Annotated in this window: 21 protein-coding genes and 1 pseudogene; 21 read left to right on the top strand and 1 reads right to left on the bottom strand. The window is 56.9% G+C overall.

The window, feature by feature from the left end; translation table 11 throughout:
• The first annotated feature begins 991 nt into the window (after positions 1–991).
• From lrhA to EC836_RS16860, 15 genes and pseudogenes are all read left to right on the top strand, one after another.
• Positions 992–1,918, top strand: coding sequence for a transcriptional regulator LrhA (gene lrhA / locus EC836_RS16935; RefSeq protein WP_123335410.1), 927 nt, complete (start codon positions 992–994; stop codon positions 1,916–1,918).
• A gap of 666 nt (positions 1,919–2,584) precedes the next feature.
• Positions 2,585–3,022, top strand: coding sequence for an NADH-quinone oxidoreductase subunit A (locus EC836_RS16925; protein ID WP_105591270.1), 438 nt, complete (start codon positions 2,585–2,587; stop codon positions 3,020–3,022).
• Positions 3,023–3,039: 17 nt separating this feature from the next.
• Positions 3,040–3,714, top strand: a complete 675-nt coding sequence (locus tag EC836_RS16920) for an NADH-quinone oxidoreductase subunit B family protein (protein WP_123335200.1) — start codon at positions 3,040–3,042, stop codon at positions 3,712–3,714.
• 105 nt (positions 3,715–3,819) lie between these two features.
• Positions 3,820–5,633: pseudogene (gene nuoC / locus EC836_RS16915) on the top strand (NADH-quinone oxidoreductase subunit C/D).
• A gap of 2 nt (positions 5,634–5,635) precedes the next feature.
• A complete protein-coding gene (nuoE, locus tag EC836_RS16910) occupies positions 5,636–6,151 on the top strand; it encodes an NADH-quinone oxidoreductase subunit NuoE (protein ID WP_105591273.1) in 516 nt (171 codons plus the stop codon).
• Positions 6,148–7,488, top strand: coding sequence for an NADH-quinone oxidoreductase subunit NuoF (nuoF, locus tag EC836_RS16905; protein ID WP_123335196.1), 1,341 nt, complete (start codon positions 6,148–6,150; stop codon positions 7,486–7,488). Before nuoE ends, nuoF begins: the two co-directional genes overlap by 4 nt.
• 50 nt (positions 7,489–7,538) lie before the next feature.
• A complete protein-coding gene (nuoG, locus tag EC836_RS16900; protein ID WP_123335194.1) occupies positions 7,539–10,265 on the top strand; it encodes an NADH-quinone oxidoreductase subunit NuoG in 2,727 nt (908 codons plus the stop codon).
• Positions 10,262–11,239 carry an NADH-quinone oxidoreductase subunit NuoH gene (gene nuoH, locus EC836_RS16895; protein ID WP_123335192.1) on the top strand — a complete coding sequence of 326 codons (978 nt, stop codon included), beginning with the start codon at positions 10,262–10,264 and terminating at the stop codon, positions 11,237–11,239. Before nuoG ends, nuoH begins: the two co-directional genes overlap by 4 nt.
• Positions 11,240–11,251: 12 nt before the next feature.
• A complete protein-coding gene (gene nuoI / locus EC836_RS16890) occupies positions 11,252–11,794 on the top strand; it encodes an NADH-quinone oxidoreductase subunit NuoI (protein ID WP_105591277.1) in 543 nt (180 codons plus the stop codon).
• Positions 11,795–11,804: 10 nt separating this feature from the next.
• Positions 11,805–12,359 (top strand): NADH-quinone oxidoreductase subunit J, encoded by a 555-nt coding sequence (gene nuoJ / locus EC836_RS16885; protein WP_105591278.1) that lies wholly within the window; start codon positions 11,805–11,807, stop codon positions 12,357–12,359.
• On the top strand, positions 12,356–12,658 hold the full coding sequence (nuoK, locus tag EC836_RS16880; RefSeq protein WP_105591279.1) for an NADH-quinone oxidoreductase subunit NuoK: 303 nt from the start codon (positions 12,356–12,358) through the stop codon (positions 12,656–12,658). Before nuoJ ends, nuoK begins: the two co-directional genes overlap by 4 nt.
• Positions 12,655–14,493 (top strand): NADH-quinone oxidoreductase subunit L, encoded by a 1,839-nt coding sequence (gene nuoL / locus EC836_RS16875; RefSeq protein WP_123335190.1) that lies wholly within the window; start codon positions 12,655–12,657, stop codon positions 14,491–14,493. Before nuoK ends, nuoL begins: the two co-directional genes overlap by 4 nt.
• Positions 14,494–14,564: 71 nt before the next feature.
• Positions 14,565–16,085: an NADH-quinone oxidoreductase subunit M gene (gene nuoM, locus EC836_RS16870; RefSeq protein WP_123335188.1), complete on the top strand. Its 1,521-nt coding sequence runs from the start codon at positions 14,565–14,567 to the stop codon at positions 16,083–16,085.
• A 6-nt stretch (positions 16,086–16,091) separates the two neighbouring features.
• Positions 16,092–17,549, top strand: a complete 1,458-nt coding sequence (nuoN, locus tag EC836_RS16865; RefSeq protein ID WP_123335186.1) for an NADH-quinone oxidoreductase subunit NuoN — start codon at positions 16,092–16,094, stop codon at positions 17,547–17,549.
• A 64-nt stretch (positions 17,550–17,613) separates the two neighbouring features.
• Entirely contained in the window at positions 17,614–18,069 is a 456-nt protein-coding gene (locus EC836_RS16860) for a GNAT family N-acetyltransferase (protein ID WP_123335184.1), read from the top strand.
• An 80-nt stretch (positions 18,070–18,149) separates the two neighbouring features.
• Here the strand turns inward: EC836_RS16860 and EC836_RS16855 are convergent, their stop codons facing one another.
• Entirely contained in the window at positions 18,150–19,808 is a 1,659-nt protein-coding gene (locus EC836_RS16855; protein WP_123335408.1) for a glucan biosynthesis protein D, read from the bottom strand.
• Positions 19,809–20,146: 338 nt separating this feature from the next.
• On the opposite strand from EC836_RS16855, the gene elaB reads away from it, so the two are divergent.
• The 6 genes from elaB to menE all read left to right on the top strand — a co-directional run bounded on the left by elaB (position 20,147) and on the right by menE (position 26,239).
• Entirely contained in the window at positions 20,147–20,458 is a 312-nt protein-coding gene (gene elaB / locus EC836_RS16850; RefSeq protein WP_123335182.1) for a stress response protein ElaB, read from the top strand.
• Positions 20,459–20,627: 169 nt separating this feature from the next.
• A complete protein-coding gene (gene menD / locus EC836_RS16845; protein ID WP_123335180.1) occupies positions 20,628–22,295 on the top strand; it encodes a 2-succinyl-5-enolpyruvyl-6-hydroxy-3-cyclohexene-1-carboxylic-acid synthase in 1,668 nt (555 codons plus the stop codon).
• Positions 22,292–23,059, top strand: a complete 768-nt coding sequence (menH, locus tag EC836_RS16840; RefSeq protein WP_123335178.1) for a 2-succinyl-6-hydroxy-2,4-cyclohexadiene-1-carboxylate synthase — start codon at positions 22,292–22,294, stop codon at positions 23,057–23,059. Before menD ends, menH begins: the two co-directional genes overlap by 4 nt.
• Before the next feature lie 11 nt (positions 23,060–23,070).
• Positions 23,071–23,928, top strand: coding sequence for a 1,4-dihydroxy-2-naphthoyl-CoA synthase (gene menB / locus EC836_RS16835; RefSeq protein WP_123335176.1), 858 nt, complete (start codon positions 23,071–23,073; stop codon positions 23,926–23,928).
• Positions 23,928–24,896 (top strand): o-succinylbenzoate synthase, encoded by a 969-nt coding sequence (menC, locus tag EC836_RS16830; protein WP_123335404.1) that lies wholly within the window; start codon positions 23,928–23,930, stop codon positions 24,894–24,896. The genes menB and menC overlap by 1 nt, the downstream gene beginning before the upstream one ends.
• A complete protein-coding gene (gene menE / locus EC836_RS16825; protein ID WP_123335406.1) occupies positions 24,884–26,239 on the top strand; it encodes an o-succinylbenzoate--CoA ligase in 1,356 nt (451 codons plus the stop codon). The genes menC and menE overlap by 13 nt, the downstream gene beginning before the upstream one ends.
• Positions 26,240–26,253 lie beyond the last annotated feature (14 nt).

Genomic DNA, 26,253 nt, shown 5'->3' with positions numbered 1-26,253 from the left:
TGCCGTGGAAAACTAAACGTTACACAATGTACTCCTCTCCTTAATGCTTTTGAAGGGTGGCCACGGGGTTTGGCGCGTTAAACGCGCTTTTTTCATGCGGCTCACACGACTGCACGGAGTCGGTACGCTTTGTGGAATTAAATACTGAAAAACGATGAACATTCACCACTAAAAACAGGTCTGAAACGAGCTAAGTTGAGTGCAAATTTCTCTTATGCGGACAAAAGGTTGGGAGATATTGCACAATTCATTAACGAAAAGTGGATTGATGATTGCTGAAACAGTCAAAATAAACTTATTATTTGGTCGCTTTTTGCACCCGTAAGGTTGCCCTGGAGCGCTCAATCGTTTGCCAGTGCGCTGTACCAGTCAGAAGATTGAATGCGTCCAATTCTTATACGGAATTTCGATTTTAGTACATGCTGGTCTCACAGGAGTGCCGCTGCTGATAAAATCTTACTTTAGAGATAAGAATAATCGTATTTAGGCTTAAAAAGTAGGCGGCAGTATGTCAGGATAACTTTCAGGAGTCTTTCCGCCAGTTTGCAGGGCGCTTCTGGTAATAAAAAAATGGTTTTTATACCCTAAAAAGGTAAGGAGATCTTACTATTCCTTCTGCTTTTAGGGCGTGTAGCGATTGCAGATTCTCCCGCGTGATTCTGTACTGCTGATCCGAATTTGAGCGCTTTTACCGATGAGGTTTGCCGGATTCCGCGGTCATCTGTGAGCCAGCTGTCGCTTATGGGTTAGTACAGTTTGTAATCGTGATTAATCAGAGTAAGACACCTTTCTCACTTTCCGTGCTGGTCGTACTGTTTACCTGGCCGGAAGTCGTGCAGGGCCTTACATTGAGAGTTCAAGTAATGCATCAGGTGAGCGTAGTGCATTCATACTGATGAAATTACGTATTGATTATCGACTTATCTTTTTGATAAGAAAGTAATAACACCAGGGTAGCTGTTCGTAAAAAACTTATAAAGTGAATAAAAACATGACTAGTGCAAATCGTCCGATACTTAATCTCGACCTCGATCTGCTGAGAACTTTTGTGGCCGTCGCCGATCTGAACACGTTTGCTGCCGCTGCGGCGGCCGTATGCAGAACCCAGTCAGCCGTCAGCCAGCAGATGCAGCGTCTTGAGCAACTGGTTGGCAAAGAGCTGTTTGCCAGACATGGACGCAACAAATTATTGACGGAACATGGTATTCAGCTGCTGGGCTATGCGCGAAAAATTCTGCGCTTCAACGATGAAGCCTGCACCTCTCTGATGTACAGCAACGTTCAGGGTGTGCTGACGATCGGCGCATCGGATGACACTTCCGATACCATTTTACCGTTCCTGCTGAACCGTGTGACCTCTGTTTATCCGAAGCTGGCCATCGACGTGCGGGTGAAGCGTAACCCGTTCATGATGGAGATGCTGAATCAGGGCGAAGTTGACCTGGTTGTGACAACCTCCAGCCCGATGAACTTCGCCTGGCAGGTACTGCGTACGTCGCCAACGCTGTGGTACTGCGCGGCGGATTATATCTTTCAGCGCGGAGAGGCGATTCCTCTGGTGCTGTTGGATGAGCCAAGCCCTTACCGTGATATGGCCATCGACCATCTCAACGAAGCCAGTATCCCGTGGCGCATCTCCTATGTTGCCTCTACTTTGGCTGCGGTACGCGCAGCGGTGAAGGCCGGTCTTGGCGTTACCGCGCGTCCGGTTGAGATGATGAGCCCCGAACTGCGCGTGATGGGCGCGGCGGAAGGCTTACCGGTTCTGCCGGATACCGAATATCTGCTGTGCCGTAATCCGGATAGTGACAACGAACTGGCGCTGGCTATCTTTAACGCAATGGAGTCCAGCAACGATCCTTATGCGCTGGTCAATGCGAGCCCTGATAGTGCCGCGCTGCTCGATGAGGATGAGTGATCTGCAATGCTAAATGCGGATGACTCTCATTCGTAAAGGTAATTTGCATTAAATATCAAAATAAGAGCCTTTCAGTGTTTATTTAACCTGAAAGGCTTTTTTTTGCCATTTTTTTGTCATCTAAATACGGTTTCTTCATCAATAAAAAGTGTTCCTGCCTCCCTTGTCCATAACGTCATAGAAACGCCAGCTGCGCTGCTGTAGACGCCAGTATCAATCTTGCGATGAATTGATTTTGCACAATCTCTGCCGGCCAAATTTTGGCCATAAAACACAGAAGTGTGTCCTCGATCAAAAAAATAACCCTATTAAGGGGCAGGAAAATATGATTATTCCTGCCAAAATAGAGATTGTTAAATACGCGATCCGAACAGGGTTTTAGCTGCTACATTATTATCAGGTCCTACCACTGACTCGATTTAGCTTAGTTTTTGAGCATTAATTGTTAATATAATGTTGCGTCTGTAAATTAGTGTGCGGATACTTTTGTCAAAGTTGACAAAAGGTTATTGAAAGGAGTAAAAAACCCCATAAAATAGCTGCCTAATTAAAAAAGGCAGTAAAATTTATAAGGTTTTTTATTTTTCCCTTGAATCGATGTGGTGTGTTAACTGCCAGAGATTAGAGCAGGACGCGAAACACCACTTTTGGTGAGTAAGCAAGAGTATGTCAACAACCACAGAAGTCGTCGCCCATCACTGGGCATTCGCTGTTTTCCTGATCGTCTCAGTCGGTTTGTGTTGCCTGATGTTGGCCGGAGCGTGGTTCCTGGGCGGAAAAGGCCGGGGAAGGTATAAAAACACGCCTTTTGAGTCGGGAGCTCCTTCCGTTGGAAGCGCAAAACTGCGCCTGTCTGCCAAATTCTATCTGGTAGCCATGTTCTTCGTTATCTTCGACGTTGAAGCCCTCTATCTCTACGCATGGTCGACAGCGATTCGCGAAAGCGGATGGGTCGGTTTTGTGGAAGCCGCCATTTTCATCTTGGTATTGCTTGCTGGTCTGGTTTATCTGGTTCGCATTGGCGCACTGGACTGGGCGCCTGCCCGCCGTCGCTTTGACGTGAAACCAACCACCATCTCGCACTCCAACCGTAATACGCAGTAACAGCGAGGCAAAAAGATATGGACTATACGCTCACCCGCATAGACCCCAACGGTGAGAATGACCGTTACCCCCTGCAAAAACAGGAGATCGTTGCCGATCCCCTGGAAAAGCACGTTCATCAAAACGTCTACATGGGCAAGCTGGAACACGCCATGCACGACCTGGTGAACTGGGGACGCAAGAACTCCCTCTGGCCGTTTAACTTCGGTCTTTCCTGTTGTTATGTCGAAATGACCACGTCGTTTACTTCGGTACACGACGTTGCGCGTTTTGGCTCGGAAGTTATTCGTGCTTCGCCTCGCCAGGCCGACTTCATGGTGGTTGCAGGAACCTGCTTTACCAAAATGGCACCCGTCATCCAGCGCCTGTACGACCAGATGCTGGAGCCTAAGTGGGTGATTTGTATGGGCGCCTGCGCTAACTCGGGCGGTATGTACGACATCTACTCCGTGGTTCAGGGCGTTGATAAGTTCCTGCCGGTTGATGTGTATATTCCAGGCTGCCCGCCGCGTCCTGAAGCCTATATGCAGGCGCTGTTATTGCTGCAGGAATCGATTGGTAAAGAGCGTCGCCCGCTGTCGTGGGTGGTCGGCGATCAGGGTGTCTATCGCGCCAATATGCAATCCGAGCGCGAGCGTAAACATGCGGAGCGCATCGCGGTGACTAACCTGCGCAGCCCTGACGAGATTTAAGCCAGGCAGTTTATGGATGAGGTCAGCAACAGCACAACAAGACGACAAAACAACGTGCGCCGACCCGCCTTACGCCAACACTGAGTGCCTGTTTGACAGGCCAGAATGGTGAACAACTTATGACAGATTTAACCACGCAAGATCTCGCACAGCCTCTATGGCAAACCCGCGACCACCAGGATGACCCGGTGATCGGCGAGCTGCGTAACCGCTTTGGGCCTGATGCCTTTACCGTACAACCCACACGTACCGGGATCCCGGTTGTCTGGGTGAAGCGTGAGCAATTGTTGGAAGTTATTGAGTACCTGCGCAAGCTGCCAAAACCCTACGTCATGCTGTATGACCTGCATGGCATGGATGAACGCCTGCGTACCCACCGTGCCGGTTTACCGGCGGCGGATTTTTCCGTTTTCTATCACTTCATCTCCATTGAACGTAATCGCGACATTATGCTCAAGGTGGCGTTGTCTGAAAACGATCTGAATGTGCCGACCATCACCAAAATTTTTGCCAATGCCAACTGGTATGAGCGCGAAACCTGGGAGATGTTTGGGATTAATATCGTGGGCCACCCGCACCTGACGCGCATCATGATGCCGCAGAGTTGGGAAGGACACCCGCTGCGTAAAGACTATCCGGCACGTGCGACCGAATTCGATCCCTTTGAGCTGACCAAGCAAAAAGAAGATCTGGAAATGGAAAACATGACCTTCAAGCCGGAAGACTGGGGCATGAAGCGTGGGACCAACAATGAGGACTACATGTTCCTCAACCTCGGTCCTAACCACCCGTCAGCGCACGGTGCGTTCCGTATTATCCTGCAGCTGGACGGCGAAGAGATCGTCGACTGCGTGCCGGATATCGGCTATCACCACCGCGGTGCGGAAAAGATGGGCGAGCGTCAGTCATGGCACAGCTACATTCCCTATACCGACCGTATCGAATACCTCGGCGGCTGCGTTAACGAAATGCCGTACGTGCTGGCAGTAGAAAAACTGGCCGGAATAAAAGTGCCAGAGCGCGTGGAAGTGATTCGCGTCATGCTGTCAGAACTGTTCCGTATCAACAGTCACCTACTGTACATCTCTACTTTTATTCAGGACGTCGGCGCTATGTCTCCGGTGTTCTTTGCCTTTACCGACCGCCAGAAAATTTATGACGTAGTGGAAGCGATTACCGGCTTCCGTATGCACCCGGCCTGGTTCCGCATCGGCGGCGTGGCGCATGACCTGCCTAACGGCTGGGAACGCCTGCTGCGTGAGTTCCTCGACTGGATGCCAAAACGTCTGAAGGCCTACGAACAGACCGCGCTGAAAAATAGTGTTCTGATTGCCCGTGCCAAAGGTGTTTCTGCCTACAACATGGAAGAAGCACTGACCTGGGGCACCACCGGTGCCGGCCTGCGCGGAACCGGTCTGGACTTTGACGTGCGTAAATGGCGCCCGTACTCCGGTTACGAAAACTTCGATTTCGAAGTGCCAATCGGGGGAGGGGTGAGCTGTGCTTACACCCGCGTGATGCTCAAAATGGAAGAGATGCGCCAGAGTATGCGTATCCTGGAACAGTGCCTGAAAAACATGCCTGCCGGTCCATTTAAAGCCGATCATCCGCTGACGACGCCACCGCCTAAAGAGCGCACGCTGCAGCATATCGAAACCCTGATCACGCACTTCCTGCAGGTTTCATGGGGGCCAATTATGCCTGCCAACGAATCCTTCCAGATGATTGAGGCGACGAAGGGGATTAACAGTTACTACCTGACCAGCGACGGCAGCACGATGAGCTACCGCACACGCGTGCGCACGCCGAGCTTCCCGCACCTGCAGCAGATCCCTTCGGTGATCAACGGCAGCCTGGTATCCGACCTGATCGTATACCTCGGTAGTATCGATTTTGTTATGTCAGACGTGGACCGCTAATTATGCACGATCAAAGAATTGCGATCGAAACGATCGATGAATCCGGGGCTTTCATGCTGAGTGCGGCAGAGCGCGATGCCATCGAGCACGAAAAGCACCACTACGAAGATGCCCGCGCAGCGTCAATTGAAGCGTTGAAAATCGTTCAGAAACAGCGCGGCTGGGTGCCGGACGGCGCAATCCATGCGATTGCCGACGTACTGGGCATTCCTGCCAGCGATGTGGAAGGCGTGGCAACGTTCTACAGCCAGATTTACCGCACGCCGGTGGGACGCCATGTGATCCGCTACTGCGACAGCGTGGTGTGCCATATCACCGGTTTCCAGGGCATTCAGGCCGAGCTGGAAAACAAGCTCAATATCAAGCCTGGCCAGACGACTGCGGACGGACGCTTTACGCTGCTGCCAACCTGCTGCCTCGGCAACTGCGACAAGGGACCGGTAATGATGGTGGATGAAGATACCCACGTTCATTTGACGCCGGAAGGTCTCGCCAACTTACTGGAGCAGTATCAATGAAAACGATTATTCGTACTGCCGAAACGCATCCGCTGACGTGGCGCATGCGTGACGATAAGCAGCCGGTATTCTTCGACGAATACCGCAGTAAGAATGGCTATGCCGGTGCTGAAAAAGCGCTGAAATCCATGTCGCCGGAAGAGATCGTAGGTCAGGTAAAAGACTCCGGTTTGAAAGGCCGCGGCGGTGCGGGCTTCTCCACCGGTCTCAAGTGGAGCCTGATGCCGAAAGATGAATCCATGAACATCCGTTACCTTCTGTGTAACGCCGATGAAATGGAACCGGGCACCTATAAAGACCGCCTGCTGATGGAGCAGATGCCGCACCAACTGGTGGAAGGCATGCTGATCGGTGCTTTTGCGCTTAAAGCCTACCGTGGCTACATCTTCCTGCGCGGTGAATACATTGAGGCGGCGGCGAACCTGCGCCGCGCGATTGCCGAAGCGACCGAAGCGGGCCTGTTGGGTAAAAACATTCTTGGTACCGGTTTTGACTTCGAACTGATCGTTCATACCGGTGCGGGCCGCTACATCTGCGGTGAAGAAACGGCGCTGATCAACTCGCTGGAAGGCCGCCGCGCTAACCCGCGCTCCAAGCCGCCGTTCCCGGCCTCTGCCGGTGCATGGGGCAAGCCGACCTGCGTTAACAACGTGGAAACCATCTCGAACGTCCCGGCGATTATTGCCAACGGCGTTGACTGGTACAAAAACATCTCCACCAGTGAAGATGCCGGTACCAAGATGATGGGCTTCTCCGGCCGCGTTAAGAATCCGGGCGTGTGGGAGCTGCCGTTTGGTACGACCGCGCGTGAGATCCTGGAAGAATATGCCGGTGGCATGCGTGACGGCCTGAAATTCAAAGCCTGGCAGCCGGGTGGGGCAGGGACGGACTTCCTGACCGATCAGCACCTCGACCTGCCGATGGAGTTTGCCAGCATTGGTAAAGCCGGCAGCCGTCTGGGCACTGCGCTGGCTATGGCCGTCGACCATGAGATCAATATGGTGTCGCTGGTACGCAATCTGGAAGAGTTCTTTGCCCGCGAATCCTGCGGCTGGTGTACGCCGTGCCGCGATGGCCTGCCGTGGAGTGTGAAAATTCTGCGTGCGCTGGAACGTAAACAGGGGCAGCCGGGGGATATCGAAACCCTGCTGCAGCTCTGCCGCCAGCTTGGCCCGGGTAAAACCTTCTGTGCGCATGCGCCTGGTGCAGTAGAGCCACTGCAAAGTGCCATCAAATATTTCCGCGAAGAGTTCGAAGCGGGTATGGCGCCTCAGGTATACAGCAACGCGCACGCGATCAGCGGCATCCAGCCGAACCTGTTAAAGGCTCGCTGGTAAGCAAAGTTTAACGCCCGTTTTTTATCGGGCCTTATGGAAGCATGTTCACTATGGCTACTATTCATGTAGACGGTAAAGAATATGATGTTGATGGCGCAAACAACCTGCTGCAGGCCTGTTTGTCCCTCGGCTTAGATATTCCTTATTTCTGCTGGCACCCTGCGCTCGGTAGCGTCGGTGCCTGCCGCCAGTGTGCGGTGAAGCAGTTCCAAAATGCCGAAGATACCCGTGGTCGTCTGGTGATGTCCTGTATGACGCCAGCCTCCGACGGTACCTTCATCTCAATTGATGACGGTGAAGCAAAAGAATTCCGCGAAAGCGTGGTGGAGTGGCTGATGACCAACCACCCGCACGATTGTCCGGTCTGTGAAGAGGGCGGTAACTGCCATCTTCAGGACATGACGGTGATGACCGGCCACAGCTTCCGCCGCTACCGTTTCACCAAGCGTACCCACCGCAATCAGGACCTCGGCCCGTTCATCTCCCATGAAATGAACCGCTGTATCGCCTGCTATCGCTGCGTGCGTTACTACAAAGATTACGCGGACGGCACCGACCTCGGCGTTTACGGTGCGCACGACAACGTTTACTTCGGTCGCCCGGAAGACGGCGTGCTGGAAAGTGAATTCTCCGGCAACCTGGTTGAAATCTGCCCGACCGGCGTGTTCACCGATAAAACCCACTCCGAGCGTTACAACCGTAAGTGGGATATGCAGTACGCGCCAAGCATCTGCCAGCAGTGCAGTATCGGCTGTAACACCAGCCCGGGTGAGCGCTATGGCGAACTGCGCCGTATCGAAAACCGCTATAACGGCACCGTTAACAGCTACTTCCTCTGTGACCGTGGCCGCTTTGGTTATGGCTACGTGAATCTGAAAGATCGTCCGCGCCAGCCTGTGCAGCGTCGTGGCGATGACTGGATCACCCTGAACGCCGAGCAGGCAATGCAGGGGGCGGCCGACGTGCTGCGCCAGGCGAACAAAGTGATCGGTATCGGCTCTCCGCGTGCCAGCGTAGAAAGCAACTTTGCGCTGCGCGAACTGGTTGGTGCGCAAAACTTCTCTACCGGCATCCCTGCAGGGGAGCAGGCGCGTCTGGATCTGATGCTGGAAATTCTGCGCGACGGCGGCATTCATACCCCATCCCTGCACGACATCGAAAGCTACGATGCGGTGCTGGTGCTCGGTGAAGATCTGACTCAGACCGGTGCGCGCGTTGCGCTGGCCGTCCGTCAGGCGGTGAAAGGCAAATCTCGTGATATGGCAGCGGCGCAGAAAGTGGCCGACTGGCAGATAGCGGCGATCCTGAATATCGGTCAGAACGCCAAACACCCGCTGTTTGTGACCAACGTTGACCAGACCCGTCTCGATGATATCGCCGCGTGGAGCTATCGTGCACCGGTGGAAGATCAGGCGCGTTTGGGCTTCGCAATTGCCCATGAGCTGGACGCCAGCGCACCGGCGGTCAGCGATCTGGATAAATCCCTGAACGGTAAAATCGACGTCATCGTGCAGGCGCTGGCCGGTGCGAAGAAGCCGTTAATTATTTCCGGCACCAATGCCGGCAGTGAAGCGGTGATTCAGGCGGCAGCCAACGTGGCGAAAGCGCTGAAAGGCCGCGGGCAGGATGTCGGTATCACCCTGCTGGCCACCGCCAGTAACAGCATTGGCCTCGGCATGATCGGCGGTAACACACTGGATGCCGCGCTGCTGGAGCTGGAAAGCGGTTCTGCGGATGCGGTCATCGTGCTGGAAAACGATCTCTATCGTCAGCTGCCGAAAGCCCGGGTCGATGCCGCGCTGAAAAATACGCCAAACGTGATTGTTATCGATCACCAGCGTACGGCAACCACGGAAAAAGCCGGCCTGGTTCTCTCCACCGCCAGCTTCGCGGAAAGTGACGGTACGGTCGTTAACCAGGAAGGCCGCGCTCAGCGCTTCTTCCAGGTTTATGACCCGGCCTATTACGACAACAAGGTTGAGATGCTGGAAAGCTGGCGCTGGCTGCATGCGCTGCAAAGCACCATTAACAGCCGCGAGCCGGACTGGACGCAGCTGGACCACGTGATTGATTCCTGCATCGTTGCGCTGCCGCAGCTGGCCGCGATCAAAGATGCGGCACCGGATGCCAGCTTCCGTATTCGCGGCCAAAAACTGTCGCGTTCACCGATTCGCTCCAGTGGCCGTACCGCGATGCGTGCCAACATCAGCGTGCATGAACCGCGTCAGCCGCAGGATAAAGACACGATGTTTGCCTTCTCTATGGAAGGGAACAACCAGCCGGGCGCAGCCCGCTCGCAGATCCCATTCGCATGGGCTCCGGGCTGGAACTCACCGCAGGCGTGGAACAAATTCCAGGCCGAAGTGGGTGGTCATTTGCGTAACGGCGATCCGGGCGTGCGCCTGTTCGAAGCCGGTCCGTCGCAGCTGGGATGGTTTGAAAAAATCCCTGCCGCCTTTGTGGGCAGCGATAACCGCTGGCGCGTTGCACCTTACTTCCATCTCTTTGGCAGTGAAGAAATGACCCAGCGTTCGCCGGTGATGCAGAAGCGTATGCCGGAAGTGTATGTGATGGTTAACCCGGACGATGCGGCGAAACTTGGCGTTAACGCCAACAGCGCCGTTCAGTTCAATTGCCAGGGTGAAACCCTGCGCCTGCCGGTGCGCTTCTCCAGCACGCTGCAGGCAGGGCAGGTCGGTCTGCCGCTGGGCTTACCGGGTATCCCTCCGTTCCTGTCGGGTGCTGAAATCGACAATCTGCAGGAGGCGGCACAATGAGCTGGTTGACACCGGAAGTTATCGACATTTTGATTGCCGTCGGCAAAGCGCTGGTCATCCTGATGGTGGTGGTGGCCTGCGGCGCGCTGATGAGCTTCGGCGAACGCCGAATTCTCGGCCTGTTCCAGAACCGCTATGGTCCTAACCGCGTTGGCTGGGGCGGATCGCTGCAGCTGGTGGCGGATATGATCAAAATGTTCTTCAAAGAGGACTGGATCCCACCGTTTACCGACCGGGTGATCTTCACCCTTGCGCCAATGATTGCTTTTACCTCGCTGCTGCTGGCGATGGCGATTGTGCCGGTGACCTCCACCTGGATGGGGGCGGACCTGAACATCGGTCTGCTGTTCTTCCTGATGATGGCGGGTCTGGCGGTGTATGCCGTGCTGTTCGCGGGCTGGTCGAGTAATAACAAATACTCGCTGCTGGGTGCTATGCGTGCCTCGGCCCAGACCCTGAGCTACGAAGTGTTCCTCGGCCTGTCGCTGATGGGCGTCGTGGCGCAGGCGGGCTCGTTCAACATGCTGGATATCGTCAACAGCCAGGAACATATGTGGAACGTGATTCCGCAGTTCTTCGGCTTCCTGACCTTCTGCATCGGCGGCGTGGCGGTGTGTCACCGTCACCCGTTTGACCAGCCGGAAGCGGAGCAGGAACTGTCGGACGGCTATCACATTGAATACGCCGGTATGAAATTCGGCCTGTTCTTCGTCGGTGAGTACATCGGTATCGTTACCGTGTCTTCACTGATCGTGACGCTGTTCTTCGGTGGATGGAACGGTCCGTGGCTGCCGCCAATCTTCTGGTTTGCCATCAAAACGGCCTTCTTCATGATGATGTTCATTTTGATCCGTGCTGCGTTACCGCGTCCGCGCTATGACCAGATGATGTCGTTCGGCTGGAAAGTTTGTCTGCCGTTGACGCTGTTGAACCTGCTGGCGACTGCCGCAGTGATTCTGTACACGGCGCAGTAAGGGGTTAAGAACATGACATTAAAAGACATTGCCGTTGGTTTCGGTACGACAGTACGCAGTATCTGGCTGATTGGTCTGAACGCCTTCGCCAAGCGCGAAACCATGATGTACCCGGAAGAGCCGGTGTATCTGCCGCCGCGCTTCCGTGGGCGCATTGTGCTGACACGTGACCCGGACGGGCAGGAGCGCTGCGTTGCCTGTAACCTGTGTGCGGTTGCCTGTCCGGTTGGCTGTATCTCGCTGCAAAAGGCCGAGATGCAGGATGGCCGCTGGTACCCGGAATTCTTCCGTATTAACTTCTCGCGCTGCATTTTCTGTGGCCTGTGTGAAGAGGCTTGCCCGACCACTGCGATTCAGCTTACCCCGGACTTCGAACTGGGCGAGTTTAAGCGTCAGGATCTGGTGTATGAAAAAGACGACCTGCTGATTTCCGGTCCGGGTAAATATCCGGAATATAACTTCTACCGGATGGCGGGTATGGCGATTGATGGTAAAGACAAGGGCTTTGCTGAAAACGAAGCTAAACCTATCGACGTCAAGGGCTTGTTACCTTAAGGAGCCAGGCATGGAATTTGCGTTTTATCTTTGCGGACTGGTGGCGGTGCTGGCGACGTTGCGCGTTATCACCCATACCAACCCGGTACATGCGTTGCTGTACCTGATCGTCTCATTACTGGCGGTGTCCGGTGTATTTTTCTCGCTCGGGGCTTATTTTGCCGGTGCGCTGGAGATCATCGTTTATGCCGGCGCGATCATGGTGCTGTTTGTCTTCGTGGTCATGATGCTGAACCTCGGCGGTGCGGAAGTGCAGCAGGAGCGTGAATGGCTGAAACCGGGTGCCTGGGTGGGGCCGGGCCTGCTGTCGCTGGTGCTGCTGGTGGTATTGGTTTACGCCATCCGCACCGTGAATGACCAGGGAATTGACGGCACGATGATTGATGCCAAGCAGGTCGGTATCAGCCTGTTCGGGCCTTACGTACTGGCGGTTGAGCTGGCCTCAATGCTGCTGCTGGCCGGTCTGGTCGTGGCGTTCCATATCGGTCGCGAGCAGCGTGCAGGTGAACTGCTGAGCAACCGTCCGGACGACGCGTTAAAAAGTAAGAAGGAGGAGAGAGTATGATCCCTCTGCAACATGGACTGATTCTGGCGGCCGTGCTGTTTGTACTTGGGCTGACCGCTGTAACCATCCGTCGCAATATGCTGTTTATGTTGATCGGCCTCGAAATCATGATTAACGCCGCGGCACTGGCGTTTGTGGTTGCGGGGAGCTACTGGGGTCAGGCCGATGGTCAGGTGATGTTTATCCTGGCGATCAGCCTGGCGGCTGCCGAGGCCAGTATTGGCCTGGCGCTGCTGCTGCAGTTACATCGCCGCAGCCAGAACCTCAACATTGACAAAGTGAGCGAGATGCGCGGATGAACCTTCTCTATTTAACAATCCTGTTTCCGCTGATCGGCTTCCTTCTGCTGGCGTTCTCTCGTGGCCGCTGGTCGGAAAACCTGTCGGCTACCGTGGGAATGGGTTCCGTCGGACTGGCGGCGCTGGTCACGGCCTATGCCGGGATCGACTTTTTCAATAATGGACAGCAGGTGTTTAACCAGGCGCTGTGGACCTGGATGCACGTTGGCAACTTCAAAATCGACGTAAACCTGACGCTGGACGGCCTGTCGCTGACCATGCTGTCGGTGGTGACCGGCGTTGGCTTCTTCATCCACATGTTTGCCTCCTGGTACATGCGTGGGGAAGAGGGCTACTCGCGCTTCTTCGCCTACACCAACCTGTTTATCGCCAGCATGGTGGTTCTGGTGCTGGCCGACAACCTGATGCTGATGTATCTGGGTTGGGAAGGCGTGGGCCTGTGCTCCTACCTGCTGATCGGCTTCTACTACACCGAGTCGAAAAACGGCGCCGCGGCAATGAAGGCGTTCATCATTACCCGCGTCGGTGACGTGTTCCTGGCATTCGCGTTGTTTATTCTCTACAACGAGCTGGGTACGCTGAACTTCCGTGAAATGGTCGAGCTGGCACCGGCACACTTTGCGGCTGACAACCATATGCTGCAGTGGGCCACGCTGATGCTGTTAGGCGGTGCGGTCGGTAAATCCGCGCAGCTGCCGTTGCAGACCTGGCTGGCCGATGCGATGGCGGGTCCAACCCCGGTATCCGCACTGATCCACGCCGCGACAATGGTGACCGCCGGTGTTTACCTGATTGCGCGTACCCACGGCCTGTTCCTGCTGACGCCTGAAGTGCTGCATCTGGTGGGCATTATCGGGGCGATTACGCTGGTTCTGGCGGGCTTCGCCGCGCTGGTGCAGACCGATATCAAACGCGTGCTGGCTTATTCAACGATGAGTCAGATTGGCTATATGTTCCTGGCGCTGGGCGTTCAGGCGTGGGATGCGGCTATTTTCCACCTGATGACCCACGCGTTCTTTAAAGCGCTGCTGTTCCTCTCGTCCGGCTCGGTGATCCTTGCCTGCCACCACGAGCAGAACATCTTCAAAATGGGTGGCCTGCGTAAGAGCATTCCGCTGGTATACGTCTGCTTCCTGGTGGGCGGTGCGGCGCTGTCGGCGCTGCCGCTGATTACCGCAGGCTTCTTCAGTAAGGATGAAATCCTTGCGGGTGCGCTGGCGAACGGCCATATCAATCTGATGGTTGCGGGTCTGGCGGGCGCCTTTATGACGTCTCTCTATACCTTCCGCATGATCTTTATCACCTTCCACGGTAAAGAGAAGATTCATGCGCACGCCGGGAAAGGGATTACTCACCATCTGCCGCTGATCGTGCTGTTAGTTCTCTCAACCTTTATTGGCGCAATGATCGTACCACCGCTGAAAGGCGTACTGCCGGAGACCACCGAGCTGGCTCACGGCAGCGTGATGATGCTGGAAATTGCCTCCGGCGTGGTGGCGATTGTCGGTATTCTGCTGGCCGCCGCACTGTGGCTGGGCAAACGCACGCTGGTGACTGCGATTGCCAACAGCGCACCGGGCCGTTTCTTCTCCACCTGGTGGTTTGCCGCCTGGGGCTTCGACTGGCTGTATGACAAAGTCTTCGTTAAGCCTTATCTCGGCATTGCCCGCCTGCTGCAGCGCGACCCGCTTAATTCAGTGATGAATTTACCGGCAATCCTTGCGCGTGTGGGTAACAAAGGCCTGGTGATTAGCGAAAACGGCTATCTGCGTTGGTATCTTGCCGCGACGAGCATCGGTGCCGTTGTGGTCCTGTATCTGCTGATGGTGCTGTAAAGGTTAGTGAGTTGGGGTGGAGCTGAGCTTCACCCCAGTAGAAAAATTCGAAATAAAGGGAACAAACCGCCATGTTATTACCTTGGCTTATACTCCTCCCCTTCGTCGGTGGTCTGTTGTGCTGGCAGCTCGAACGCTTTGGTCCCAAAGTGCCGCGCTGGATTGCATTGATCGCGATGGGGCTGACGCTGGTGCTGTCACTGCAGCTGTGGCTGCAGGGTGGCTACTCACTGACCCAGGCTTCCGGGCTGCCGCAGTGGCAATCTGAATTCAACGTGCCATGGATCCCGCGCTTTGGTATCAACTTCCACCTGGCGCTGGACGGTCTGTCGCTGCTGATGGTGGTGCTGACCGGTCTGCTCGGTCTGATGGCCATTCTCTGTTCATGGAATGAAATCGAGAAGTGGCAGGGCTTCTTCCACCTGAATCTGCTGTGGATCCTGGGTGGCGTTATCGGCGTGTTCCTTGCCGTCGACCTGTTCCTGTTCTTCTTCTTCTGGGAAATGATGCTGGTGCCGATGTACTTCCTGATCGCGCTCTGGGGCCATAAAGCCTCCGACGGGAAGACGCGTATCACCGCAGCAACCAAGTTCTTCATTTATACCCAGGCAAGCGGTTTGATCATGCTGATCGCCATTCTGGCGCTGGTATTTGTTCACTACAACGCTACCGGCGTGTGGACCTTCAACTACGAAGATCTGCTGAAAACGCCAATGTCGCATACGGTAGAATATGTCCTGATGCTTGGCTTCTTTATTGCCTTCGCGGTAAAAATGCCGGTGGTACCGCTGCACGGCTGGCTGCCGGATGCGCACAGTCAGGCACCGACTGCGGGTTCTGTTGACCTGGCGGGTATCCTGCTGAAAACCGCAGCCTACGGCCTGCTGCGTTTTGCTCTGCCGCTGTTCCCGAATGCGTCAGCGGAGTTTGCGCCAATTGCCATGTGGCTGGGGATTATCGGCATCTTCTATGGCGCATGGATGGCGTTCTCTCAGTACGATATCAAACGTCTGATTGCTTACACCTCGATCTCTCATATGGGCTTTGTCCTGATTGCCATCTACACCGGCAGCCAGCTGGCTTACCAGGGCGCGGTGATCCAGATGATTGCACACGGTCTGTCTGCTGCGGCGCTGTTTATCCTCTGTGGTCAACTGTATGAGCGCCTGCACACGCGTGATATGCGTCAGATGGGTGGTCTGTGGTCGCGTATCAAATGGCTGCCGGGCCTGTCGCTGTTCTTCGCGGTGGCAAACCTGGGGATGCCGGGTACCGGTAACTTCGTCGGCGAGTTTATGATCCTGACCGGCAGCTTCCAGAGCGTGCCGACGATCATTCTGATCGCAACGTTTGGACTGGTGTTTGCGTCGGTTTACTCACTGATCATGATGCAGCGCGCTTACTATGGTGCGCCGAAGTCAGATACGCCACTGCGCGGCATGTCAGCGCGTGAGTTCCTGATGATCATGGTGCTGGTTGTCCTGCTGGTGCTGCTGGGCGTTTATCCGCAGCCGATTCTGGATACCTCCCACGCTGCGATGAGTAACATCCAGCAGTGGTTTACCGCTTCAATTTCAACTACAAGGCCGTAATTCGCCATGACAATAACTCCTCAACAACTGATCGCACTTCTGCCGCTGCTGATCGTCGGATTGACGGTGGTAGTTGTGATGCTGTCCATTGCGTGGCGACGCAACCATTTCGTCAATGCAACACTGGCGGTGATTGGCCTGAACCTGGCGCTGGTTTCTCTTTACTTTGTCGGCCAGGCAGGGCCAATGGATGTCACCCCGCTACTGCGGGTGGACGGCTATGCCATTCTCTATACCGGTCTGGTGATCCTGGCCAGCCTTGCTACCTGTACCTTTGCCTATCCGTGGCTGGCTACCTACCCGGATAACCGTGAAGAGTTCTATCTGCTGGTGCTGATTGCCGCACTGGGCGGCATCGTGCTGGCCAGTGCCAACCACCTGGCGTCGCTGTTTATTGGTATTGAGCTGATCTCCCTGCCGCTGTTTGGCCTGGTGGGCTACGCCTTCCAGCAGAAACGTTCGCTGGAAGCGGCCATCAAGTACACCATCCTCTCTGCCGCAGCGTCGTCATTCCTGCTGTTCGGTATGGCGCTGGTGTATGCCGATTCCGGTAACCTTGGCTTTGTGGCACTGGGCAAGAGCCTGACCGATGGTCTGATCCACCAGCCGCTGCTGCTGGCCGGTCTTGGCATGATGATCGTAGGCTTTGGCTTCAAGCTGTCGCTGGTTCCGTTCCACCTGTGGACGCCGGACGTTTATCAGGGCGCACCGGCTCCGGTAACCACGTTCCTTGCTACCGCCAGTAAAATCGCTATCTTCGCCGTGCTGATGCGCCTGTTTATGTATGCGCCGATGACCGACAGCGAAGGCGTGCGCACGGTACTGGGCATTATCGCCGTGGCCTCGATGCTGTTCGGTAACCTGATGGCGATTTCGCAGAGCAACATCAAGCGTATGCTGGGTTACTCCTCCATCGCGCATATGGGGTATCTGCTGGTGGCGCTGGTTGCCGTGCAGACCCATCAGCTGTCGCTGGAAGTGGTGGGCGTTTACCTGGCGGGCTATCTGTTCAGCAGCCTGGGCGCTTTCGGTGTGGTCAGCATGATGTCCAGCCCTTACAGCGGGCCGGATGCGGATTCACTTTACTCATACCGTGGTCTGTTCTGGCATCGTCCGGTGCTGTCTGCGGTGATGACGGTGGTGATGCTGTCGCTGGCAGGTATTCCGATGACGCTGGGCTTTATCGGTAAATTCTATGTGCTGGCAGTCGGCGTGAGCGCCGACCTGTGGTGGCTGACCGGTGCGGTGGTGCTCGGTAGCGCCATCGGTCTGTACTACTATCTGCGCGTCACCGTCAGTCTGTATCTGACGCCGCCGGAACTGGCCATGCGTGATGCGCCGTCTAACTGGGCGTTTACCGCTGGCGGTATTGTGGTGTTGATCTCTGCGATTCTGGTGCTGCTGCTGGGTATCTATCCACAGCCGCTGATTTCACTGGTCAATCTGGCACAGCCGCTAATGTAAGTTACGGCAATCCAGGTAATAATCGGGCCCTTGTGGCCCGATTTTTTTTGCTCAGAGGAATGATATGGATCTGAACTGGCATGATTTACACCACAGTGAACTCACTACCGGCCAGCTTTACCAGCTGCTGGCACTGCGTAACGCGGTCTTTATTGTTGAACAGCAGTGCCCGTATCTGGATATCGACGGCAGCGATCTGACCGGGGACAATCGCCATCTTCTCGGACTTATTGACGATCGCCTGGTGGCCTACGCGAGAATTCTGGTGCCACAGGAAGCCGACCAGCCGGTGAAGATCGGGCGGGTGATTATTTCCGGTGAAGCGCGGGGTCTGAACCTGGGCAGCCGGTTAATGGAGCAGGCTATCGACAGCAGCGAACGCCACTGGCCGCAGCGGGCGCTTTTCCTGTCTGCGCAGGCGCATCTGCAACGATTCTACGGCCGTCTGGGATTTGTGGCGGTTAGCGATGAATATCTTGAGGATGATATTCCGCATGTCGATATGCTGCGCGCAGGCTAATCCGCGCAACTTCATTGCAAGGCGGCCCGTGAAAGGCCGCCTTTTAACATCTCCCTGGTTGCCGGGAAACGCCAGCGAAGTTAACCGGCGGTCATAATCCGGTCGTCGACGTATTTTCGCTTATCCGGCGGCGGCGGGAAGTACTGATACAGCCAGGTTTCACTCAGCGTGTCGTCTTTGGTACGCAGGAACATACGCATATTCACCGGCGCGGTAGAGTCGCTGTTCGGGTACCAGTCAAACAGAATACGATAGCCGTTGATCGGTTCAACGAAGAGGATCTCGACCTGTTTGAGCGTGCCGGAGCTGACTTCGATCACCGGCTCAATGCCCTTCGGTGCGGCGGCTTTCAGATCGCCACCGACAAAGTCCACGGCGAAACGGCGTGACCAGACGTCCGGATAATGCTCACCCGGTGCCCAACCTTCAGGGAAACCGCCCATACCGGTGCGGGTGGCGTTAACCCGCGCCAGACCACTGCGAACCGGCGGCAGGCCGCTCCAGTAAAGTTTGTACTGGAAGCTGTGCTCGCTCCCGGCCTTGATCGGTTCGGCAGGCTGCCAGAAGCAGACGATATTATCCAGCGTCTCGCCGGTGGTCGGGATCTCCATCAGATTCACCGCACCTTTGCCCCATTTCCCGACCGGCTCCACCCACAGACTTGGGCGCTTGTTGTACCAGCCGATCACGTCCTGATAGTCCTGGAAATCATGATTGAGCTGTAACATGCCGAAGCCGCGCGGGTTTTCATCCTGGTAGGCGTTAAAGGTCAGACGCTGCGGGTTGTTCAGCGGGCGACAAATCCACTCTCCGGCTCCGGTCCACATAGCCAGACGATCGGAGTCGTGGATCTGCGGATGGATGGTGTCGCACATGCGGCGTTCGTTGTTGCCGCAGCTGAACATGGTGGTCATCGGAGCGATACCTAACTGCCAGATATCCTTGCGCGCATAGATGTGGTTTTCCACTTCCATCACTACGCGTTTATCCTCGCAGTGGATGATGAACTTAAACGCGCCGGTGCAGCTTGCACCATCCATCAGGGTATAGACGGTGAAAGTGGTATCATCGGCCTTTGGCGTTTCAAACCAGAAGGCGGTGAAGTCCGGGAACTCTTCTTTCCCGTTGCTGAATGTATCAATCGCTACGCCGCGTGCAGACAGCCCGTACTGGAAAGTTTCATCGACCGCGCGGAAGTAGCTGGCCCCCAGGAAGGAGACGATGTCGCGGCGTGCCAGTTCGGGTTTCTTAAAGGCGCGGAAACCGGCGAAGCCGAGGTCGGTTTTACCTTCCAGCTGTGCGGTATCAACGTGCGCATTGTTGTAGTTGAACAGCTCGGGGCGGAAATGGATCTCGCGCGCTTCGCGGCTGCCGCTGTCTACGGAGAACATGCGGATGCGGCGTTTGAATCCCATCCCCACGTGGAAGAACTGAACGTCAAGCTGACGGTTGTCGATGCCGTTCCACAGCGAGTGGTTGGCGTCATACTGGATTTCGTTATAGGCCTGTGGCGTTAAGGTGGCCAGGGTTTGCGGCAGCGGTGCAGGAGCGCCACCGTAGGGTTTTTTCGCCAGATCGGCGGCTAATTTTTTGAGCACGTCAAAATCAAATCGCACGGCGGTGCCGTCGGCAATCTCGCTGTCTGCCCAGGCGGCCTGAGAGAACAGGGTGGAGATACCAGACATTCCACTTAAGGTGGCGAATGCCATTGACGCTTTCATAAACATTCTTCGATTCATGCCAGAAATCATATCCTTTGCTGAACGGAGCTTGTGTTGACTGTCGCGCGTACTTCACGCATTCGCGTCGCCGGATTTGGCCCGACTACAGGGAGTTACGACAGCTTGCCTGGTGAGTAATTCAGTTCAGGCAAAATTTATCAGATAATTCCAAAAACCGCAGTGATTTCCACTGCGGAGATGCGCGGAAGGCGCAATAAACAGCCTCTTTGCCAACGGGTGGCAGAGCCCGGCATCCGGGTTGTGGAAGTGTACGGGCCCTTTTTGCCATGCAGCGCGAAAAATAGGGTCTATAGTTACTCAGCAAGCAATATGTAATTCGCCCACGGAGGATGACAATGGCTACACAGACTGAACCGCATGAGACTCGACTGGATGACGATCTGGCTTTGCTGACCAAAACGCTGGAAGAAGTGTTGAAGTCATCGGGCGATCCGGCTGACCAGAAGTATGTTGAACTGAAGGCGAGAGCGGAAAACTCACTTCATGAAGTGAAATCGCGCATCAGCAATGCGTCTGATACCTATTACTACCGTGCTCGTCAGGCCGTTTCCCGCGCCGATGACTACGTGCACGATAAGCCGTGGCAGGGTATTGGTGTGGGTGCCACGCTGGGTCTGGTGATCGGACTGCTGCTGGCCCGCCGCTAACCCCATTCACCCGGGTGCCCGCCCAAGGGCACCTGATTTCTCCGCATTATCCCTCTCGAAAATCTCCTGCTTTTACTCCGACTAAAACCGGCGAAATACGGGTTCAAATCAAGAAGATCGCAAAAGTGCCTGCTTATAATGACTTCAGTCAATTTGATCTGGAGTGGCAATGTCGCACGCAACGTTCAATCGCCGCTGGGCAACGGTTCTGACAGAAGCACTAACGCGGCACGATATCCGGCACATTTGTATTGCCCCCGGATCGCGCTCCGCGCCGCTGGCGCTGGCCGCCGCCGCCAATGAAAAGCTGGTCTGCCATACCCACTTCGACGAGCGCGGCCTCGGCTTTTTAGCGCTGGGGCTGGCAAAAAGCAGCGGGCAGCGGGTCGCTATTGTGGTGACTTCTGGAACGGCCGTTGCGAATCTCCATCCGGCGCTGGTGGAAGCCGGTCAGGGTGGCGAAAAGCTGGTGGCGATTACCGCCGATCGGCCGACTGAACTGATTGGCTGCGGTGCTAATCAGGCCATCAAACAGCCGGGCATTTTTGCCAGCCACGTTACTGCCACTCTGAATCTTCCCCGACCGACTCCCGAAATTCCTGCGCGCTGGCTGGTGTCTGCGCTGGATACGCTGCTGGCAGGGCAGAAAAACGGTGCCGTGCATATCAACTGCCCGTTTGCCGAGCCGCTGTATGGTGATGATGAAGGGGAATATCTGGCGTGGGCTAATGAGCTGGGCGAGTGGTGGCACAGCCCGGATCCCTGGCTCCGCTATCCTGCTGTGCCGGGCGTTCCGCTGATGCCGGACTGGTTCTTTGCCCGTCAGTTACGGGGCGTGGCGATCGTAGGCAGAGTCAGTGCCGCCGAGGGGCAGAAGATTGCCGAATGGGCTGAACAGCTTGGCTGGCCGCTTCTTGGCGACGTTCTGTCACAGAGCGGCCAGCCGCTGCCGTTTTCTGCACTCTGGCTGGGGCATCCTGAGGCCCGTAAAGCCCTGAATGAAGCACAGCTGGTGATACAGTTCGGCAGCAGCCTGACCGGCCGTAACCTCTTACAGTTCCAGCAGCAGTGCAGGTCGGCGAAATGGTGGTTGATCGATCCGTTACCCGGCCCGCGCGATCCCGCTTTTCATCAGGGCATTCGGGTTCAGGCCCGTGCGGGGGAATGGCTGGACAGCCATCCGGCGATGCCGCGACAGCCCTGGTGCCCGCAGCTTCAGGTACTGGCAGATCGGACCGGCCGCTACCTTACACAGCATCTGACCGCTTTTGGCGAGGCGCAGCTGGCGCAGCGGCTGCCAGAACTGCTGACGGAGAAGGGCGTACTGTTTCTCGGCAACAGCCTGGCTATCCGGCTGGTGGATGCGCTGGCCCGCCTGCCTGCAGGCTACCCGGTTTACAGCAACCGCGGTGCCAGCGGTATCGACGGGCTGATTGCTTCGGCCGCAGGCGTTCAGCGTGGACTCGGGCAGCCGCTATTGCTGCTGCTGGGGGATCTCTCCGCGCTGTATGATTTAAACAGTCTGGCACTCCTTCAGCAGGCTTCCGCCCCGGTTGTGGTGCTGGTGATTAACAACCAGGGCGGGCAGATTTTCTCACTGCTGCCGACGCCACAGCGCGAACGCGAGCGCTTCTTCGCTATGCCGCCACGGATTGATTTCAGCCACGCAGCGGCGGCGTTTGGCCTGAACTACCGGCGCGCGGAAAACTGGCAGGTGCTCGAAGAGGCGGTCGCTGAGGGATTCACGCGCGGCGTCACGCTGGTGGAAGTGGTTTGCGACGGCGATGCGGGGGCGCAGACCCTGGCAAGCCTGCTCAGAGAGGTGATGACGCTGTGATTTTACATGCGCGCTGGCAGGGGCATCATCATAGCATCAGGCCGGTACTGGTCTGGCTGCATGGTTTCCTGGGCAGCGCAGATGACTGGCTGCCGGTGCAGCACTATTTCAGGCACTGGCCGCTGCTCAGCATTGACCTGCCGGGCCACGGCGGTTCACAGGGGCAAACCGTCAGCGGCTTCGACGAACTCTCGCAGCGGCTGACCGCGACGCTCAACCACCATCAGGTCGACAGTTACTGGCTGATTGGTTACTCCCTTGGCGCACGTCTGGCGTTTTATCACGCCTGCCGCCACGATGACGGCAGGCTGTGCGGGCTGCTGGCCGAAGCCGGTCATTTTGGCCTCGCTCGTCAAAGCGAGCGTGAAACACGCCGCGAGCACGATTTTGGCTGGGCGCAGCGCTTCCGCCAGCAGCCCTTGCCGCTGGTGCTCAGCCAGTGGTATCAACAGCCGGTGTTTGCCGAATTCACCAATCCGCAGCGGCAGGCAATGATTGCCCGTCGGCTGAACAATCGCGCGGAGGGGCTGGCGAGCATGCTGGAAGCCACCTCGCTCTCTGTTCAGCCCGATCTTCTGCCTGAACTGCGGAAAAAAACGATGCCCTTCCATTACCTGTGCGGTGAATGGGACCTCAAATTCTTACAGCTGGCGCGGCAGTCGGGCCTGGCTCCGGTGGTCATCCGCGATGCCGGACACAACACTCACCTGGCAAATCCGATGGTGTTTGCCCACCAGCTTTCGCTGTTGCTGAATCACAATTAACAGGAGCTCCTATGATTTATCCCGACGAATCCATGCTGACTGCCCCGGCGCAGTGGCTGCCGGCACCGCTGGAGTTCAGCGACATCCGCTATCACAAAACGGCGGATGGCATCGCTAAAATCACCATTAATCGTCCGCAGGTGCGGAATGCCTTTCGCCCGCTGACGATAACGGAAATACAGCAGGCGCTGGACGATGCCCGCCGCGATCCGGCGGTTGGCGTGATTATCTTGACCGGGGAAGGCGATCTGGCTTTTTGCTCCGGGGGCGATCAGAAAGTTCGCGGCGATTACGGCGGCTATCAGGACGACGCCGGGGTACATCACCTTAACGTGCTGGATCTCCAGCGCCAGATCCGCACCTGTCCCAAACCCGTTGTGGCGATGGTAGCGGGCTATGCGGTCGGCGGTGGCCACGTGCTGCATATGATGTGCGATCTGACCATCGCGGCGGATAACGCGCAGTTTGGTCAGACCGGGCCGAAGGTTGGTTCGTTTGACGGCGGCTGGGGTGCGGCCTACATGGCGCGTATTGTCGGGCAGAAAAAGGCGCGTGAGATCTGGTTCCTCTGCCGGATGTACAGCGCGCAGCAGGCACTGGATATGGGGTTGGTCAACACGGTGGTACCCCTGGCGCAGCTTGAGCCGGAAACGGTGCGCTGGTGCCGCGAGATGCTGCAAAACAGCCCGATGGCGCTGCGCTGCCTGAAGGCAGCACTGAACGCCGACTGTGACGGACAGGCCGGATTGCAGGAGCTGGCCGGTAACGCCACCATGCTGTTTTACATGACTGAAGAGGGGCAGGAGGGGCGCAACGCTTTTAACCAGAAGCGCCAGCCAGATTTCTCTTCTTTCAGGCGTAATCCATGATGCGCAGCGCAACGCTGTTTGGCTATCAGATCGCGCTGGACGCGGGCGTCATCCTGCGCGACAGGCGGGTGAAAAGCCGCGAGGGAATGCTGGTGAGGCTGGTCAGTGAACGGGGTGAAGGATGGGGGGAGATCGCCCCTCTGCCGCATTTCAGCACGGAGACGAACGGGCAGTCGCAGCAGCAGGCCGTAAAGTGGCTGGATCGCTGGTGTGCCGGGGAACAGCCGCCCGAAAGCCCGCTGCCTTCAGTGGCTTTCGGTATCAGCTGTGCGCTGGCCGAGCTGGAAGGGCAACTGCCCGCTGAAGGGAACTGGCAGAGCGCGCTGCTGTGCAGCGGCGATCCGGATGAGTTGTTTAACCGCTTACAGAGTCAGCCTGCCCCGCTGGCAAAAATAAAAGTGGGGCTGTATGAGGCGGTGCGTGACGGAATGCAGGTGAATCTGCTGCTGGAGGCGTTGCCGAATCTGACCCTGCGCCTGGATGCAAACCGCAGCTGGACGCTGGAAAAAGCCTTACAGTTTGCCCGCTATGTATCCACCGAGCTGCGCGGGCGCATCGCTTTCCTGGAAGAGCCGTGCCGCACGGTAGTGGAGAGCAAGGCCTTTGCGCGGCAGACCGGTATTGCGATTGCCTGGGATGAAAGCCTGCGTGAGGATGCCTCGCTGCTGAGCGCGCAGCCGGGCGTCAGGGCGGTGGTGATCAAGCCCACGCTGACCGGCAGCATTCACAAGGTGCAGCAGAAGGTCGCAGCGGCGCAGCGGCTGGGGTTAATCCCGGTAATCAGCTCCGCGCTGGAGTCCAGCCTTGGCCTGACGCAGATGGCGCGGCTGGCGCAGTGGCTGACGCCGGGAACCGTACCCGGGCTGGATACGCTGTCGTTGATGCAGCAACAGCTGCTGCGTCAGTGGCCGGGCTGCACATTACCGCTTTCAGGGATGGAGGAACTGCAATGTCTGTGGCAGCAATAAACGACTGGCCCTGGATGCACTGGCAGCAGCGTTACCCGCAGGCGACGGCCATTGACAGCGGTGATGAAACGCTCAACTGGCACCAACTGGTCGAGCGCATTGCCGGGTACGCTAATGGCTTCCATCTGCAGGGCGTGAAGCCCGAAATGGTGGTGGCTCTGCGCAGCCGCAACGGCCTGCAGGCACTACTGGCGTGGCTGAGCCTGCTGGCGTGCGGCGCAAGAGTGCTGGTGCTCAATCCGCAATTGCCCGATTTGCAGCTGAATCAGCTGTTACCGGGGCTGGGCGTATCGTTTGCCCTCAGCATCGATGCACCTGCGGTTCCTCAGACGGCACCGCTGTACCTGGAAACGTCCTGCGGGCGTGTTCATCACCCCTGGCAGCGGGATGCGCTGGCGACGCTGACGCTGACCTCAGGAACGACCGGACGGGCGAAAGCGGCGGTACACACTTTTGACGCTCACCTGCACAGCGCGGCGGCGGTTATCGGCCTGATGGATTTCACCCCACGGGATCGCTGGCTGCTGTCGTTGCCTCTGTTTCACGTTTCCGGGATGGGCATCGTCTGGCGGTGGCTGTCCGCCGGGGCAACGCTGGTCGTTGAGGAGTCACGTGATATGACGGCGGGGCTGGCGCGCAGCAGCTTTGCCTCGCTGGTGCCAACTCAGCTGTGGCGTTTACTCAATCAGCCTACGCTGCCCTCCGGTCTGCGTGCCGTGCTGCTCGGCGGGGCGGCCATTCCAGCAGAGCTGACCCGTCGGGCGGAGGCCGCCGGGATCCGCTGCTGGTGCGGCTATGGCCTGACGGAAAGCGCGTCGACGGTGTGTGCCGGTCGCGCGGACGGCTCCGGCAGTACCGGTGCGCCGCTGCCGGGGCAGGAACTGCATCTGGTGGCGGATGAAATCTGGCTGCGCTCACCGACGCTGGCGCAGGGCTACTGGCTTGATGGCGTGTTGCAGCCGTTAACCGACGACGATGGCTGGCTGCACACGGGCGATCTGGGCCACTGGCATCAGGGCAAACTGTGGATTGACGGGCGACGCGATAACCTGTTTTTTTGCGGCGGCGAGGCGGTGCAGCCCGAGGTGATTGAGCGGGTGCTGCTGGCGCACCCGGCCGTTACGCAGGCCGTCGTCGTGCCGCAGACGGATAGCGAATACGGCCAGCGCCCGGTCGCGCTGGTGGCGGGCGACATCGCTTTAAATCAGCTTGCGGGCTGGGCGGCCCCTCAACTGGCGAACTATCAGCATCCGGTCGCCTGGTATCCACTGCCAGAGCTGGCAGGAGAGGGCATTAAGCCGTCGCGTCACCGGCTGCAGGCCTGGCTCCGCGATCGGAAATAGAGGGGAAAATCGCA

The organism is Erwinia sp. JUb26, assembly GCF_003751505.1.
In the GTDB taxonomy this organism is placed as follows: Bacteria; Pseudomonadota; Gammaproteobacteria; order Enterobacterales; family Enterobacteriaceae; genus Erwinia.
This window is presented reverse-complemented; position numbering and strand designations above follow the sequence as displayed.